Source organism: Saccharopolyspora sp. NPDC002376 (assembly GCF_053593195.1).
The window spans coordinates 56,720-72,134 of record NZ_JBSFBZ010000001.1 but is presented as its reverse complement, the minus strand read 5'-3'; the positions used below and the strand labels follow the sequence as shown (position 1 = coordinate 72,134).

The window sequence follows — 15,415 nt, the reverse complement described above, 5'->3', positions numbered from 1 at the left end:
AATGGAAATTGGACGTGCGATTTCAACGGAAATCGCACGTCGTGCTCAGGCCGCGCGCGGGAAGGTCTTGCGCAGCAGGTCCCGGACCGTCGTCCAGTCGGCGTCGGCCAGCAGGGCGGGCACGTCCGGGCCGCAGGCCTTGAACTTCTCGCCCAGTTCAGCGGAAGTCGGTGGCCGGGATGGGGCGCCCGGCGGGTGCGCCAGCCGCACGTGCAGAGTCGGATCGTCGTGCTCCACCTCGATGTCCACTTCACCGGTCAGCAGGCCGTCCGCGCCCGGTGTGTGCTCGAGTTCGACCTTGCGGAGCAGTTCCTGCGCCGCGTTCCGGTTGACGGCTTCACCGGTGAAGGCGGCGAAGTCCGGGTAGTCGTCCAGCAGTGCCGTGGCGACCGCGTACGGCAGGCTGAACTTGCCTTCCAGGCCGGTGGTGGGCCGGTCGTGGATCAGCGGTTTGACGGTGGCCAGCGGAGTCCGCACCCGAACCCCGCGCACTTCACCGCGAACCTGGTCGCGGATGTCGCGCAGCGCAGCGATCGGGCGCTGCATGGCGTAGCAGCAGGGATAGACCTTGATCGCCAAGCCGCCCGGGACCGCTGGTCCGGACAGATCCAGTTCTCCCCTGCCTCCGACCAGTTCCAGCCAAGCGTCCAGTGCGCCGGGGTCGGCGGTGGCTCCAGCTTGCGCCAGCTGCGCGGCGCGCACCCCGGCCTGAGCCGTGAAACCGACCTGCAGGGACTTGCCGTGCGTGCCGAAGGCGTTCTGCACGCCACCCGCTGCTGGTACCGCAAGCGCCATCGCAGTGGCCAGCTGCTCGGCGGACAACCCAAGTGCGGTGCCGGCCGCGACGGCCGCTGCCGGGGCTCCGGCGGTGCAGGTCGCATGCCAGCCCGCGGAGTAGTGCGACCAGCCGAGTGCGTTGCCCAGGCGGGCCATCACCCCGGCTCCGGCCAGGTACGCCCGCGCGTCACCGCCGGTGGCCAGCACCACCGGCACGGTCACCACGCTGATGTGGGTGGTGGAGTCGACGTGCAAGTCGTCGAAGTCCAGCACGTGCCCGACGGCTGCCCAGCGGGCGGCGTCCGGCAGCCCGGCGGCGATCGCGGTCAGCGGGTCTTCACGCGCGGCGAGGGTGACCGCGGCGGTGTCGAGCAGGGAGCGCTGGGCCAGCGCCAGGTCTTCGGTGCTCGGTTCGAGCTCGGCCGCCCAGTTCGCGAGTGCTTCGGCGATGGATGCCATGGGAACCTTTCCGCCAGCGCGTCGGTGAACCCTACGCCGTATTTGTACGGCCAAATACATCGTGCGGTCAAGACCGCCTACCGACTGAAAACCCGCTGTCCGTGCAGGATCATCGCAGCTGATCGTTGACGCCGGAAGACGCGGGGTCGAGACTGGCAGCGAGTTTGTACGGCCCAATTCGCGAGGAGGAGCAGTGCCGGGTCTGGACACTTTCCTGCAGGGGTGGCGGCCGGAGCCGTTGGTCGAGACCGACGCCCTGAGCTCCGAACCGTCGCGTGCGCTGGCCGCAGTGCTGGAGACGACCGCGCCCGCCGACGACCTGCCCCCGCTGTGGCACTGGGTGCACTTCCTGAACTGGCCGCAGCACAGCGAGCTCGGCGCGGACGGGCACCCGACGCACGGGCACTTCCTCCCGCCGATCCCCGACCGGCGACGGATGTTCGCCGGCGGCCGTCTGACCGTCACCACTCCCCTGCTCCTGGACACACCAGCCGAACGCACGACATCGCTGGCCGACGTCGTGGTCAAGCAGGGCCGATCGGGTGAGATGGCATTCGTGACGACTCGCGCGGAGTACCGCCAGAACGGCGAGCCGAGGTTCGTCGAGGAGCAGGACTACGTCTACCGCAGCGGGGAGAGCTCGGCCAAGAGCCCGAACGCCTCCCGCGCCACCGCGCTCCCGACCTCCGACGCGCCGTGGCAGCAAGCGTTCACCGGCGACCCGGTTCGGCTGTTCCGGTTCAGCGCGCTGACCGCCAACGCACATCGCATCCACTACGACGAGCCCTACACCCGCGAGGTCGAGTCCTACCCGGGGCTCGTCGTGCACGGCCCGATCCTGGTGCTGCTGATGACCGAACTCGCCCGCCACCAAGCACCCGACCGCCAGCTGACCGGCGTCGACTACCGACTGCGCCGACCGGTCTTCGCCGGCGACCCGGTGCTGATCATCGGATCACCAGCCGGGGACATGGCGGTGCGAACAGCACCGGACAACGTCATGGCGACGGCGCAGGTCACCTTCAGCTGATCAGATGGGACCAACCGCGTCCGCGAGCACTTCGGGATCGGGCAGTCCGGCACTGTCCATAGCGGACACTGCGGACCCGTCGTCGGCGATGGTGCTGGAGCAGACCGCCAGGAGGTGCTCCGGGACGGTCAGCGCCGGAGCGACGCATCCCACCAGCGGCGTACCCACGGCAGCGATCAGCGGGAACACCGTGCCGGGAATCCCGATCGCCGCTTCGGCCCGGGCCGAAGCCTGCAACGACGGAACGTCGCTGATCTCGAAGCGGCTCCACAGCGACGGGTCTTCCCGGGGATGCAGACCGACCAGGATCCGCTTGCCGGCAGCCTGGAGCTCGTCGGCTGCCGCCAGCAGCAGTTCGGTGCCGGGTGCGGCTTGTAGACGACGTCGCCATCGAACCCCTCGACCATCCGCCGAAACACCAAGTGCACCAACATTTCCGAGCCTGGACACTACCCGCGACCAAGCCCCGCCAAGCCCGTTCCAAATGCTGGTCAAGCACTTCTGAGTCCGTTGTGGACAACTCGTTGCACGACGATCTAGAAGAAGTCACCACACTCCACAAAGGACTCAAAATGGAGTGTTCCACAGCTGCCCGGGGAACTACATTTTCAATTGAAACTGTGGTTCCCGGGTACACGGAGGAACCCGGCCGCCCGGGCATCAGGTTATGGTGCGGTGGACGGCCGCGGAGCAGGTCGGTGGACGCCGCCGAAGGAGGAATGCATGACTTCCGAACGGACGTGGCTGCCGAGCAGCTCGCACTGGGGCGCGTTCCGCGCCGCGACCGACGCCGACGGCACCCTCCACATCAAGCCGCACCCCGCGGACCCCGCGCCGTCGCCGCTGCTGGGCAACATGCCGGGCACCGTTCGGCACCGCACCCGCGTCCAGCGACCGGCGATCCGACGCGGCTGGCTGGAGAACGGCCCCGGCCCGAGCGACGCGCGCGGTGACGAGGAGTTCGTGGAAGTCGCCTGGGACACCGCGCTGGACCTGGTCGCCGAGGAGCTGGACCGCACCAGGCGCGAGCACGGTAACGAGGCGATCTTCGGCGGCTCCTACGGCTGGTCCAGCGCCGGGCGGTTCCACCACGCGCAGAGCCAGCTGCACCGGTTCCACAACACCATCGGTGGGTACACCGCATCGCGCAACAACTACAGCTTCGGCACCTCCCAGGCGCTGTTGCCGCACGTCATCGGCAGCACGGCCGGGCTGCTGGGCTACGCCGACAGTTGGCGCACCATTCGCGAGCACACCGATCTCGTGGTCGCCTTCGGCGGTCTGCCCAGCAAGAACCTCTCGATCGCCTCCGGCGGCATCACCCGGCACACCAGCTCCGCCGCGCTGCGCGACCTGGGCACCGACCTGGTGGTGATCAGCCCGCTCGCCGACGACATCCCGACCGGCTCCGGCGCGGTCTGGCACCCGATCGCACCCGGCACCGACGTCGCGCTCCAGCTCGGTCTGGCGCACACCCTGCTCACCGGCGGACACCACGCCCAGGACTTCCTGGAGCGCTACTGCACCGGGTTCGACGCGTTCGCCGAATACCTGCTCGGCAAACATGACGGGACCGCGAAGTCCGCCGACTGGGCGGCCGGGATCTGCGGGATCGACGCCGCCGACATCCGGGCCCTGGCCGCTCGGATGGCAGCCGGGCGCACGCTGATCACGGTCTCGTGGTCGTTGCAGCGCACCGAGCACGGCGAGCAGCCGGTGTGGGCGGGGCTCGCGCTGGCCGCGATGCTCGGCCAGATCGGTCTTCCCGGCGGCGGCTTCGGCCACGGCTACGGTTCGATGGCCGACGTCGGCGACGATGCCCCGGCACTGTGGCTGCCAACGCTACCGATGGGGCGCAATCCGGTGTCGACGTTCATCCCGGTTGCCCGCATCGCCGATCTGCTGCTCAACCCGTGCCAGCAGTACGACTACGACGGGCAGCGCCTGACTTACCCCGACATCCGGCTGGTGCACTGGGCCGGCGGCAACCCGTTCCACCACCACCAGGACCTCAACCGGCTGCGCCGGGCTTTCGGCCGCCCGGACACCGTCGTCGTGCAGGAAACGCACTGGACGGCGACTGCGCGGCACGCCGACGTGGTGCTGCCGGCGACCGTCGCGCTGGAGCGGGAGGACGTCGGCGCCGGATACCGCGACAGCCACCTGATCGCGATGCACCAGGTGCTGGACCCGATCGGCCAGGCCCGCAACGACTACGACATCCTCGCCGGACTCGCCCAGCGACTGGGCGTGCACGAGGAGTTCACGCAAGGCCGTACGCCCCGCGATTGGCTGGTGCACATCTACGACAAGTGGCGCGACAGCCTCGTCGCGAAGGGCCACGACATCCCGCCGTTCGCCGAGTTCTGGGAAGCCGGGGACCTGCAGATGCCGAACGTGCGGCAGCAGTCGCCGCTCGCAGCGTTTCGCTCGGACCCGCAGCAGAACCCGCTGCGCACGCCGAGCGGTCGGATCGAGCTGTTCTCCAAGACGATCGAGTCCTTCGACTACCCGGACTGCCCCGGCCATCCGGTCTGGTTGCCCGCTCAGCAGCGGCGCGGCGGACCGCTGCACCTGATCGCCAACCAGCCCGCGACCCGGATGCATGGTCAGGGCGATGTGGGCGCGGTCAGCCAGAAGGCCAAGGTCGCAGGACGGGAAGCGATCCGCATCCACCCGCAGGACGCCGCCGCGCGGAGCATTTCCGACGGTGACGTGGTCCGGGTGTTCAACCACCTCGGCGCCTGCCTCGCCGGAGCACGCGTGACCGAGGAAATCCGGCCCGGCGTGGTGGTGCTGCCCACAGGCGCGTGGTTCGACCCGCAGCCCGATCCGGAGCGACCGGGCGAAATCCTCTGCGCGCACGGCAATCCCAACGTGCTCACCGCTGATGTGCCGTCTTCACGCCTTTCCCAGGGCTGTTCCGGACAGCACGCGTACGTCGAGGTCGAACTCCACACCGGCCCGGTTCCCGAACTGCGCTGCAGCACCCCACCAGTCGCCGATTCCTGATCGCAGGAGGCGCTTTCCGCGCGCATCACCCGATTCTCCCAACACCGCAGCGGTTTTCCGTTGACCACTTCGCCGAGTGGTCCTGGTCCGTTGCGGTGAGGCGGTTTCGCGAGCGTTGACCGGCTTCCGACTCGCTCAGTATGGTCCAGACCATACTTCGGGTCGACCGGAGCCCCGGGGGGCTCGCTCGGCCGGGAACAACCCGGCCGGATCGACAAGGGAGTCGACATGGAATCGAAGCGCAAGCTCGCCGCGATGGCGGTCGGCGCAGCGATCGCCCCTGTCCTGGTGGCCATCCCCACCTCGACGGCCAGCGCGCACGGCTACATCGACGCACCGCCGAGCCGCCAGGCGCAGTGCGCCGAGGGCACCGTCCCGTGCGGGCAGATCAAGTGGGAGCCGCAGAGCGTGGAGGGCCCCAAGGGCCTGACCAGCTGCAGCGGCGGCAACGAGCGCTTCGCCGACCTCGACGACGACAGCAAGGGCTGGACGGCCACCAAGGTCGGCAACTCGGTGAACTTCCACTGGACGATCGAAGCCAACCACGCCACCACCACCTGGGAGTACTTCATCGGCGGCAACCGCGTGGCGGTCTTCGACGAAGGCGGCGAGCAGCCCCCGCACGAGCTGTCCCACACCGTCGACCTCGGCGGCGTCAGCGGCAAGCAGAAGCTGCTGGCGGTGTGGAACATCGCCGACACCAAGAACGCCTTCTACGCCTGCGTCGACCTCGACGTCGGCTGACGGACCGATCTCGCGGGAACTCGGTGGCGCCAACCGGATTCCCGCGAGATCCCCTAGCTCGACAAGGCCGCGCGGACCTCCCCTGCCGCCCGTCGACCGGACTCCACCGCGCCGTCGAAGTAGCCGTTCCACCGCATCGCCGTCTCGGTGCAGGCCCAGTGCAACGCCCCGACCGGTTGGCGCAGCGTCGCACCGAACGCGGTCCAGCCGCCCGGGATGAAGTGCCCGGAGAAGCAACCGCGCGTCCACTCCTCGGCCAGCCAGTCGAACTCGACGAACTCGTCCGGTTCCAACGCCCGGCTGCCGAACAGATCGCCGAGCTGCGCCAACACGATTCGCCGACGCTCGGCCGGATCGTGGCGGCGCAGCAGGATGGCCTCGTCGCCGTAGACGAACCCGGTCAGCACTCCCCTGGGTGCGTTCGGCGGCGTGTTGTCCACGGTTTCGGTGAGCACGCCCGAGGTGGACCGGGAGACCCCGGACAGGCCGTCGGCGCACCAGAACGGTTCCGGGTAGACGGCGTGGACCTTCATCGCGGTCCCGGCGGGCATCCGCTGGAACACGCCTTCGTGCAGCCCCGGCAACGGCGGGTCGTACTGGATGCGCCCGGCGAGCATCGGCGGCACCGCGATGATCACCCGCGAAGCCCACTGCTCACCGAGCCTGGTGACCAGCCGCGCGCCGGAGCTGTCGTGCTCGATGCGCAGGACCGGGTCGTTGAGGTGCACGGTCCCGTCCGGCAGGTCGGCCGCCATGCGGATGGCGATCTCCTGCGCACCGCCCACGATCCGCATGTCCTGCGCCGCGCCCTCGTAGCTGAGCAGCGGTTCCACACCGCCCGCACTCGCGATGTAGAACATCGTCTCGAGCACCGAGGTCTCGTTCGGGCTGCCCGCCAACAACCCGCCGGAGATCACGCGAGCCATGAACGTCGCAGCCACCTCCGAACAACCGGTGTCAGCGAGTCAGGAAGCGAAGGTGCGGCGGTCCCATTCACTGGCCCGCAGCGCGTTCCACGGCTCGTCCACCGGGATCTGCTTGGCCATCGCGTCGATCTCGTCGAACAGCTCGGTGATCTCCGGCGGGGAGTCCTCGAGGCGCTGACCGCCGTAGTCGACGACCATCCGACCGAACCCCGGGGTCGGGTAGGTCTGGATGCCGTAGCGGTCCACGAGCTCGACCATGTTCAGCTGGGTCGGCCCGATCCACTGCCCACCGAGGTCGAGCTGGGTCCCGTCCGGCAGATACCGCGTCAGCACTCTTCCGCCCACCCGCGAACGCGCTTCCAGCACCCGCACGGACAGCCCACCGGCCACCAGTTCGTGCGCGGCGCTGAGCCCCGCGAAACCCGCCCCGACCACGACCGCGTCGTAGGACCCGAACCGCGCCATCTGCGCCACCACCCCGCTCGACGAAGGTCACCGCGAAGAGTGTCGGCAGGTCGGCGACCGCGGGCAACTCGTGGCGAGCGGATCAGCCGAGCAGCGCGGTGATGGTGAACAGGCCAGGCACGGACAAGATCGTGGACAGCAGGATCGATTCGCGGGCCAGCCGCACGCCCACGTTGTAGGTGGAGGCGTACACGAAGAGGTTCTGCGCCGCAGGCAGTCCGGAGATCACCACCGCGGCGAACAGCGGAGCGCCCGAGAGTCCGAACAAGCCGGCGCCGATCGCCCAGGCGATCATCGGGTGCACCACCGACTTCAACCCGACCGACAGCAGCACCGGCCAGCGCTCGGCACCACCGGCGGGCAACGCGCTTCCGTGCAGCGAGATGCCGAAGGCCAGCAGCACCGTCGGGACCGACAGGTGCCCGAGCAGGGTGATCGGCTCCAGGACCGGTGCGGGGATGCGCAAGCCGCTCAGCGACAGACCGACGCCGATCAGCGAGCAGATGACGATGGGGTTACGGAACGGCGCCAGCACCCGCCGCCACATCGAACTGCGCTCCCCGGCCTGCGCGTAGTCGATGACGGTCAGCCCGATCGGCGTCATGACCAGCAGCTGGAACAGCAGCACCGGCGCCACGAGGGCGGCATCGCCGAGCACGTAGACCGCGATCGGGATGCCGAGGTTGCCTGCGTTGACGTAGCTGGAGCACAGCGCGCCGATCGTGGTGCGCCGGATGTTCCACCGGCGCACCACTCCGACCAGGACGAACAGCCCGGCGGCGGCGAACGTGCTCAGCGCGGTGACCAGCAGCGGGATCGAGAAGATCACCGAGACGTCGGACTCGGAGAGCATCTTCAGCAGCAGCGCCGGCGTGCCGACGTAGAACGACAGCTTCGTCAGCGCCTCCCGGCCACCGTCGCCGAGCACCCCGGTTCTGCCGAGCAGGTAGCCGATCAGCACGATGGCGGCGATCACGCCGAAGCCCTCGATCACGCCGGACAACAGGCCTCCCGCGGCTCAGCTCCGCAGCGTCCACTGCGGACAGTTGCGACCGGGCGGCACTTCGTCGGGCGCGAGGCGCACTTCTCGTCCGCGCAGATGGGCTTCGCCACCGCCCAGGGGCTCGCGTCGAATGCACGAGCCACACGCTTAGCAAGCCTAAGCGATCAGACCGGTGCACCGATCATGGCACTGCTCACAGCCGATCGGGTGTTGAGCTCACGGGTTCGGGAACTCCGGTCCGCTGTAGGTCGTGTTCACCTCGATCTCGCCGTCGACGATCCGCTTGCTCAACGCGTCGAGTTCGGCGCGCACGTGCTCGGGGACGTCGGGGGCGAGGGTGAGGCGGACGGCTTCGGGCGCTTCCAGGCCGATGCGGACGTTCTCGCCGCCGTGCAGCCTGCCGTTCGCGAAGTCCTCGATGGCGCGGAAGACCGCCACCCCCGAGTCGGCGATGGCCGAACCGGCGAACACCGCGGGATCATCGGCGGCGAAGTCGCGGACGTTGCCGAACTGGCGGCCCTTTCCGGCAGCCCTGATCGCCTCGGCGACGCCTGGACGTCCGGCGTTGAGCATGGTGAAGATCTGGTCCGCGCCCGCGTCGAGTTCGGCGGTGGCGATGCGCCGGGCCAACTCGACGTCGTCCTGATCGCCGGAGAAGTTGGTCAGCACCCGAGCGGCCGGATTCGTGTGCGCGACACCGTCGACGAACGCCGCGCGGCCCTTCAGGCCGGGCACCGGGCGGATTCCCGACATGTGACCGACCACGCCGGACTCGGTCAGCAGCCCGGCGGCAGCACCGGCGAGCCAGGCGGACTGCTCCTGCAGCACTTCGTAGCTGGCCAGGTTGGGGCCGGTGACGTCGGACTGGGTCACCACGAACTTCGTCTGCGGGAACTCCGCGGCCACCACCTTCGCCGCGGCGTTGTTCTGCCCGCCCTGCGCCACGACCAGGTCGACCCCGCCGCGGGCCAGCTCCCGCATCGCGCGCTCCAACTCTGGCTGCTGCGGCGCCACTCGATCGATCACCGTGATCTCGGCGCCGAACTGCTGCTCCGCACGCTTGGCACCGTTGTAACCCGCTTCCATGAACCCGCCGTCGTGGGTCGGTCCGGCGAGCAGCAGCCCCACCCGAACCGCGGCGGGCGGCTGCGGGGCGTTCTGCGTCGTGGCCGCAGGAGATCCGCACGCCCCCACCGCGAAGATCCCCGCCACAGCCACCGCGCCCACTATCGCCTTCGGAACGAACCGCATGCCCATCCGCCTCTTCCAGATAACGAACCAACTTTTGGTATGCCAAAAGTAGGCGAATCGGAAGTAAAAACCCAGATCGTTTCAGCCTGCGGGAATCAGCCGCGCCGCAAGCAAAGTGCTGCCCGAACGAGCCCTGCCTGCGCATTCCTCAGTTCGTCGTCGAACACCAGGCTCGACGGAAACTCCCCTGCCGCAAGAAGTTAACAGCACGATCTTCAACGCGACGCTATGCCGCGTGGTACGTCGATGAGCGGCGGGCGACCAGCCCACCTTCGCGACGAACCACGGCGGCGTCCACTTCGGACCAACCGGCGTCGACGAGGTCAGCGATCAGGACTTGTCTTCGGGCACGGCGGGTTCCAGCGGCACCAGGTCGGTGCGACCGTCGGAGCTGGGCGGGCCGCCCGGCAGCCTGACCGCCTTCGGCAGTGCACCCGGGCTCCACGTGCCCCAGTGCTTCTCCCGGTGGACCTCCATCGCCGCCTCGGCGGGCAAGGCGTCCGGCTGGAAGGAGTCGACCACGTAGAACACGCCCCAGTCCCGGTGCAGGTCGCCGTTGAGGTAGCTCGGCATCGCCCGCACGCTGGCGGCCACGTTCAGCCAGCCGAACGGTCCACCGCCGGAGGAACCCGACCAGCCCTGCCCCATGTCGCGCAGCATCCCGCCGCCGGCCACCCGGAACCGCGGCAGCTCCACGATCCCGTTGTGCAGGCTCGCCAGGTTCAAGCACGGGTGCACCAGGGCGGCGGGCCATTCCACGAACGTCGGGGATCCGCCGACCACATCCGTCATGGTGGTCAGCTTCGGAACCCGTGGCGCGCTGAAGGCCAGCCAGCCGCCTTCGTCGACCTTCTGGTCCTCGGCCAGCACCCGCAGCTTGCTGGCACCGTCCACGGTGAACCGTAGGTCGCGCCAGGTGCCGCTGTTCTGCACCAGGTCGCGCTCGCCGATGATCTGGAAGCCCTCCGGGGTGTCCTTCCCGAGCTCGACTCGCAGCGAGTTCGCCCCGGTCGCCGAACCGGCGAACTGCAGCACCACGGGGAATTCGCCGGAGGTGGCCTGCGGCGGCAGGTCGTACCAGGGGCTGCGCAGCTCACCAGTACCGGTGGCGTCGCGGTCGTAGCTGCCCCAGACCGGCGCGTCGTCCCCGCCGAAACCGAACGGCGGGGTCCAAAACTCGGTCCGCGGATAGCCGAAGCGGTGGAAGCCGCGCGAGACGTCTGACATGTAGTCGGGACCGTCCAAGGTCTTGGTCAGCTGGTTGTCGGCGCTGCGCGGCTGGTGCTCGGACACCGCGAGCACGCCGTTGCGCGGATCGGTCTCGATGTCGACGTAGTCGGACAGCCCGCAGCTCTGACCCGCCAGCTGCTTGACGTTGTCCGCTCCGAGGCTGTAGCCGTCGCGCTGCCGGTAGATCCCGACCGCGAACAGCGTCACTTCGCCGAGCATCAGCACGGCGCAGGTGATCGTCAGCGGAGCGGCACCGAGCCGCATGCCCCGGCGCTGCTGGTCCGGGGTGATCACCGGCAGTTCGTCGTGGCGCAGGTGCTCGACGATCGCCACGACCGCGGCGATCGCGGCGGCGATCAGGAAGTAGGTGCTGCCGTCGCGCCCGTCCAGGCTGGGCGCGCGGTCGAACCACGGCACGCCCCAGCCCGAGACGTACCACCACGAGTTCGTCCCGGTCACCGAGAACGCGCACACGACCATCAACCCGGCGAAGAACGCGGCCCGGTTGCGGCGCGAGCGCAGCACCGTCGAGCTGGTCGCCAAGGCGGTCAGCGCCGCGACCACGGCGCCGACACCGGCGAGGATGCCGAAGTGGTGGGTGTGCTTGGTCGGTGTGGCGGCGAGCACTACGAAGCACAGCGCTGCGACCGCGAGCACCCGTCGACTCGGTCCGAGCGCCGCGCCCCGGATCCGGCCCCGGCGCAGCAGCAGCATCCCGCAGGCCAGCACGCACAGGATCACCAGCAGCACCGGGAACCGCCGCGTCAGCGAACCGTCCGGCCACGGCCCGAACAGCTTGTCGTAGCGGACGAGCTCCTGGTACCAGGCCTCGTTCGGCCCGAACTTGGTCTTCAGCGCCACCGAGTCCAGCACGGACTGCAGCGTCTGGTCGACGAACACCCAGACCAGGATCACCAGGCCGGACGCCGCGATCGGCGCCAGCACCGGCAGCACCCCGCGCTCGCGCATGCACTTCCAGAGCAGCTGCAGCAGCGGTTTGGCGGCCACCACGAACGGCAGCACCGCGACCATGCCGTGCGGGTTCGCGCCCACGCCCAGCGCCGCGGCCACCAGCCCCAGCGCGGCCGGTGTCAGCCGCCGGGTCGCCACCGCGCGCTCGACCGCGCACAGCGCGAGCAGGAAGAACGCCACGACGACCGGTTCGGGGCGCAGACCGTTGTTGTACGGCAGCCAGAAGGCCAGGAACACCGCCGCCGCGGCCCAGCCCGCGGATTCGCTGCGCCGGACCTGCTGCCCCAACCGCGGCAGCACCCCGCGGCTGAGCAGCAGCCAGCTGAGCACGCCGAAGAACAGCGCGGGCAGCCGCACCCACGGCGTGGCGGGCGAAACCTGCACCCACAGCGCGTACAGCTCGTAGAACCAGCCGAACGGCGATTCGGGGTTGCCGAACCACCGGAAGTAGTTGGTGACGTAACCAGCGTCCCCGGCGGCCCGCAGCATGGTCAGGATGTAGCCGTCGTCGGCGGTCATCGCGCCGATCAGCCACCACACGCCGAGCGCACCGATGACCACGACGTCGCGGAACTTCAGCCGCCACCAGCCCGGTTGGAACAACCGCGGGGCCCGGCGGACCTCGAGCTTGCGCAGCGCCAGCAGTGAACCGGCGAAGGCGACCACGGCCAGCGTCATCGCCGCGACCTTCAGCGGGGTGGGCGTGCTGGCGAACCGGTTGTCCACGCGGGCCTGGAACGACAGGCCGTGCACGTCATCGACCGCCGCGTCCAGCTGGGAGAAGATCCCGGTCAGCTGCGGGCGCCGGTCGCCGTCGACCGAGGCCAGCACCGCGCCGCCGATCTGGGCCCGGGTTCCGGTCTCGTCCGCGCGCAGCGAGATCGCGCAGTCACCGGCGGGTAACGCGGTCGAGCCGATCTGCTGCCCCCGCGACCACAGCACGACCTTGCCGTCCTCGACCTGCAGGCTCAAGCCGGTCACGCCGCCGTACTCCGACGACGGCGGGTTGGTGGCGACCAGCACGGCAGAGCCGTTGCTGCGCGCGTCCAAGCTGCGCGCGGAGGTGCACGGAACGTCAGCGGTGATCCACAGCGGCGTGTGGGTGACCAGCGGCGCGGACACCGGGGCGGTGCCCTGCGCGGTCGGCCACTTCAAGGTGGTGATGTCGTGGTTGACCGGCAGGAGCGGAACCGCGAGCGCCGCCAGCGCCGAGAGCAGGCCGAGCACCACGGCCCAGCGCCGAGCAGTCTTCGAAGCGGGATCGTGACGCGTGATCTCCCCCGACCGCTGAGCCACGCAACCGCCACCTCATCCTTAACCTCGCCGACAACAGCCAATCCCACTGAGCTTAGAGGCCCTTTCGGAGCACAGCGGACTCGCATGCTGCGCAGACCCCAGCTCACACCCGATGAGAACAGCCCGAACGTGGCCCGCAGCACCCGTTCCAACCCAATTTCAATGGAAATCGGACGTCAGACCTCTGATTTCCCTTGAAATTGCGGAAGTTGTTCCCAGGACGTCGGAATTGTCCACAACTCCGCGTCGCAGCTGGGCTTTCCGGGTGAGATCGGCCGATCGGGGGCGCTCACATCACTAGCGTCGGTGACATGACCTTCACCTTGATCAAGGGCGCCTTCCGGATCGTCGGCAGCTCACCCGACGGCGACTCGATCCGCTTCTACCCTTCGGACCCGAAGACCTTCCGCAAGGCCGGGCTGTCCGTGCGGCTGAACTCCCGCGGCGGCGTCCAGCTGCGATTAGAGGGCATCGACGCACTGGAAACCCACTACCGGCCGCAGGCACGCGAGGCCGAGCTCTGGCACCAGCCGACCAAACTCGCCGACGCAGCCAGCGAAGCGTTGCTGAAACATCTCGGGTTCACCAGCGTCGAACGCGACGAGGACAGGCGGGTCACCGCCAGCACGCCGGAGGAGGTGCCCGGCCACATCCTGACGCGGTTCGCGGACAAGTACGGCCGCGCCGTCGCGTTCGCCTTCCCAGGTCAGCGGCCCGGCCGCTCCACCGACGGCGCCGACGTCCGCCTCGAACCCGACGGCCTGCCGAACTCGGCCAACCACGCGCTGCTCGCGGCCGGTCTGGTGTACCCGACGTTCTACTCGAAGCTCTTCCCCGACCTGCGCCAGGCGATGGCCGAGGTCGCGGTCGCCGCGCGAGAAACCCGCAGCGGCCTGTGGGCCGAGGACGTCACGCTCGAGGGCGTGCGGGTGCGCTCCCGCGAGCAGCTGCGCGACGAAGCGGTGCTGCTGCCGAAGCTGTTCCGCCGCCTGGCCGACTACCTCGAGCTGGAGGAGTCCGGCGGGGTGTCGCTGGGCGGTTTCGCGCACTACCTCGACACCCGCGACGACCGCTTGTTCACCGTGCCGGAAGGGCACGCCACCGAGCTGGAGACCCTGGTCGAGGTCCGCCGCCAGACCCTGCGCCTGACCGTCGAGCCGGAGCGCATCGTGTTCGCCGAGGCCTGACCGGTCCGCACCACCCGCCACCGTGATGAGATGTCCCGGTCGAAGAACGCTGAGAACCCGCGGCGGTGCGAGCGCCGAGGGTGGGCTATACGCCTGACGGCGCATCAAAGCAAAAGATCAAAAACAGGCACTAGGGTGCGTGGGGGTGCGATGGACAACGATGCGGCTGCGCCGACGGTGGCGTCCCGGTTGTTCCGGATCCTGGAAACCTTCTCCCCGGAACGCCCGTCGCTGACGCTGTCGGAGATCAGCCGCCACAGCGGCCTGGCGCTGACCACCACGCACCGCCTGGTCGGCGAGCTCACCAGCTGGCGCGCGCTGGAACGCACCGACGACGGCCGCTACCGGATCGGGCTGCGGATCTACGAGCTGGCGGCGCTGACCCCGCGCGGCACGCTCCTGCGCGAGGTCGCGATGCCGTTCCTCGGCGACCTCTACGAAGCCACCCGCCAGAACGTGCAGCTCGGCGTTCTCGACGGCGACGAGGTGGTATACGTCGAACGCATCTCGGGGCGAGAGTCGGTGCCGGTGGTGTCACGGCCGGGCGGACGCCTCCCCCTGCACGCCACCGGCGTCGGTCTGGTGCTGCTCGCGCACGCGGATCGCGACCTGCAGGAAATGGTGCTCGACGCGCCGCTGAAGCGCTTCACCGAGCGCACCATCGCCAATGCCCGGCAGCTGCGCAGCGTCCTCGCCGACGTGCGGCGGCAAGGCTTCGCGATCAGCGACCGCCAGATCGAGCTGTCGACGCTGTCGGTGGCCGCCCCGGTGCACGACGACTCGGACGCGGTGGTCGCAGCGCTGTCCATCGTCGTCCCGGCCAAACAAGCAGACCCGATGACTCTGGTCCCGGCGGTCCGGGCTGCCGCTCGAGGCCTCTCCAGAGCTCTCGGCTCCCCCAACGCCCAGGCCCTCCCGCCAACGGCCCACCTCGAACGCCCCTGATCGCGTCGCCGCGACATCCCGGCTTCCGGTGAACGGAAAGGGGCGTTCCGAATCGCCTGGCTCGCATCGATCGTTGACCGTGAGGCTGAGGTGGCGGTCACATCGGGGTGCACCGCCC

Annotated in this window: 12 protein-coding genes; 5 read left to right on the top strand and 7 right to left on the bottom strand. The window is 69.5% G+C overall.

Going from position 1 to position 15,415, the window contains the following annotated elements:
- Window positions 1-45: 45 nt before the first annotated feature.
- Complete coding sequence (locus ACWCO2_RS00360; protein WP_450125513.1) at window positions 46-1,236, bottom strand: MmgE/PrpD family protein; 1,191 nt, start codon at window positions 1,234-1,236, stop codon at window positions 46-48.
- Between the two features lie 193 nt (window positions 1,237-1,429).
- On the opposite strand from ACWCO2_RS00360, the gene ACWCO2_RS00355 reads away from it, so the two are divergent.
- Entirely contained in the window at window positions 1,430-2,266 is an 837-nt protein-coding gene (locus tag ACWCO2_RS00355; protein WP_450125512.1) for a hypothetical protein, read from the top strand.
- On the opposite strand, the gene ACWCO2_RS00350 is transcribed toward ACWCO2_RS00355, so the two are convergent.
- The gene (locus ACWCO2_RS00350; protein ID WP_450125511.1) at window positions 2,267-2,716 is read right to left on the bottom strand and encodes a hypothetical protein; all 450 of its coding nucleotides are present in this window, start codon (window positions 2,714-2,716) and stop codon (window positions 2,267-2,269) included.
- A gap of 273 nt (window positions 2,717-2,989) precedes the next feature.
- Here ACWCO2_RS00350 and ACWCO2_RS00345 point away from each other — a divergent pair, with 273 nt between their 5' ends.
- Window positions 2,990-5,278 (top strand): molybdopterin-dependent oxidoreductase, encoded by a 2,289-nt coding sequence (locus tag ACWCO2_RS00345; protein ID WP_450125510.1) that lies wholly within the window; start codon window positions 2,990-2,992, stop codon window positions 5,276-5,278.
- Window positions 5,279-5,506: 228 nt separating this feature from the next.
- Complete coding sequence (locus tag ACWCO2_RS00340) at window positions 5,507-6,022, top strand: lytic polysaccharide monooxygenase auxiliary activity family 9 protein (protein WP_450125509.1); 516 nt, start codon at window positions 5,507-5,509, stop codon at window positions 6,020-6,022.
- Window positions 6,023-6,075: 53 nt separating this feature from the next.
- Here ACWCO2_RS00340 and ACWCO2_RS00335 read toward each other — a convergent pair whose 3' ends face one another.
- From ACWCO2_RS00335 to ACWCO2_RS00315, 5 genes are all read right to left on the bottom strand, one after another.
- Complete coding sequence (locus ACWCO2_RS00335; RefSeq protein WP_450125508.1) at window positions 6,076-6,948, bottom strand: flavin monoamine oxidase family protein; 873 nt, start codon at window positions 6,946-6,948, stop codon at window positions 6,076-6,078.
- A gap of 39 nt (window positions 6,949-6,987) precedes the next feature.
- Entirely contained in the window at window positions 6,988-7,413 is a 426-nt protein-coding gene (locus tag ACWCO2_RS00330) for a flavin monoamine oxidase family protein (RefSeq protein ID WP_450125507.1), read from the bottom strand.
- Window positions 7,414-7,495: 82 nt separating this feature from the next.
- Window positions 7,496-8,407 carry an AEC family transporter gene (locus ACWCO2_RS00325; RefSeq protein WP_450125771.1) on the bottom strand — a complete coding sequence of 304 codons (912 nt, stop codon included), beginning with the start codon at window positions 8,405-8,407 and terminating at the stop codon, window positions 7,496-7,498.
- A gap of 225 nt (window positions 8,408-8,632) precedes the next feature.
- On the bottom strand, window positions 8,633-9,667 hold the full coding sequence (locus ACWCO2_RS00320; protein WP_450125506.1) for a BMP family protein: 1,035 nt from the start codon (window positions 9,665-9,667) through the stop codon (window positions 8,633-8,635).
- Window positions 9,668-9,997: 330 nt separating this feature from the next.
- Window positions 9,998-13,165, bottom strand: a complete 3,168-nt coding sequence (locus tag ACWCO2_RS00315) for an arabinosyltransferase domain-containing protein (RefSeq protein ID WP_450125505.1) — start codon at window positions 13,163-13,165, stop codon at window positions 9,998-10,000.
- A 311-nt stretch (window positions 13,166-13,476) separates the two neighbouring features.
- Here ACWCO2_RS00315 and ACWCO2_RS00310 point away from each other — a divergent pair, with 311 nt between their 5' ends.
- Together ACWCO2_RS00310 and ACWCO2_RS00305 are read left to right on the top strand one after the other, a co-directional pair.
- Window positions 13,477-14,352 (top strand): thermonuclease family protein, encoded by an 876-nt coding sequence (locus ACWCO2_RS00310; protein ID WP_450125504.1) that lies wholly within the window; start codon window positions 13,477-13,479, stop codon window positions 14,350-14,352.
- Between the two features lie 150 nt (window positions 14,353-14,502).
- Window positions 14,503-15,297, top strand: coding sequence for an IclR family transcriptional regulator (locus tag ACWCO2_RS00305; protein WP_450125503.1), 795 nt, complete (start codon window positions 14,503-14,505; stop codon window positions 15,295-15,297).
- Window positions 15,298-15,415: the final 118 nt, after the last annotated feature.

Bases quoted from the DNA above. Each gene is read 5' to 3' on its own strand.
- ACWCO2_RS00305 (WP_450125503.1), top strand. From the start codon at position 14,503: ATGGACAACGATGCGGCTGCGCCGACGGTGGCGTCCCGGTTGTTCCGG.
- ACWCO2_RS00340 (WP_450125509.1), top strand. From the start codon at position 5,507: ATGGAATCGAAGCGCAAGCTCGCCGCGATGGCGGTCGGCGCAGCGATC.
- ACWCO2_RS00360 (WP_450125513.1), bottom strand. From the start codon at position 1,236: ATGGCATCCATCGCCGAAGCACTCGCGAACTGGGCGGCCGAGCTCGAA.
- ACWCO2_RS00320 (WP_450125506.1), bottom strand. From the start codon at position 9,667: ATGCGGTTCGTTCCGAAGGCGATAGTGGGCGCGGTGGCTGTGGCGGGG.
- ACWCO2_RS00330 (WP_450125507.1), bottom strand. From the start codon at position 7,413: ATGGCGCGGTTCGGGTCCTACGACGCGGTCGTGGTCGGGGCGGGTTTC.
- ACWCO2_RS00345 (WP_450125510.1), top strand. From the start codon at position 2,990: ATGACTTCCGAACGGACGTGGCTGCCGAGCAGCTCGCACTGGGGCGCG.
- ACWCO2_RS00310 (WP_450125504.1), top strand. From the start codon at position 13,477: ATGACCTTCACCTTGATCAAGGGCGCCTTCCGGATCGTCGGCAGCTCA.
- ACWCO2_RS00335 (WP_450125508.1), bottom strand. From the start codon at position 6,948: ATGGCTCGCGTGATCTCCGGCGGGTTGTTGGCGGGCAGCCCGAACGAG.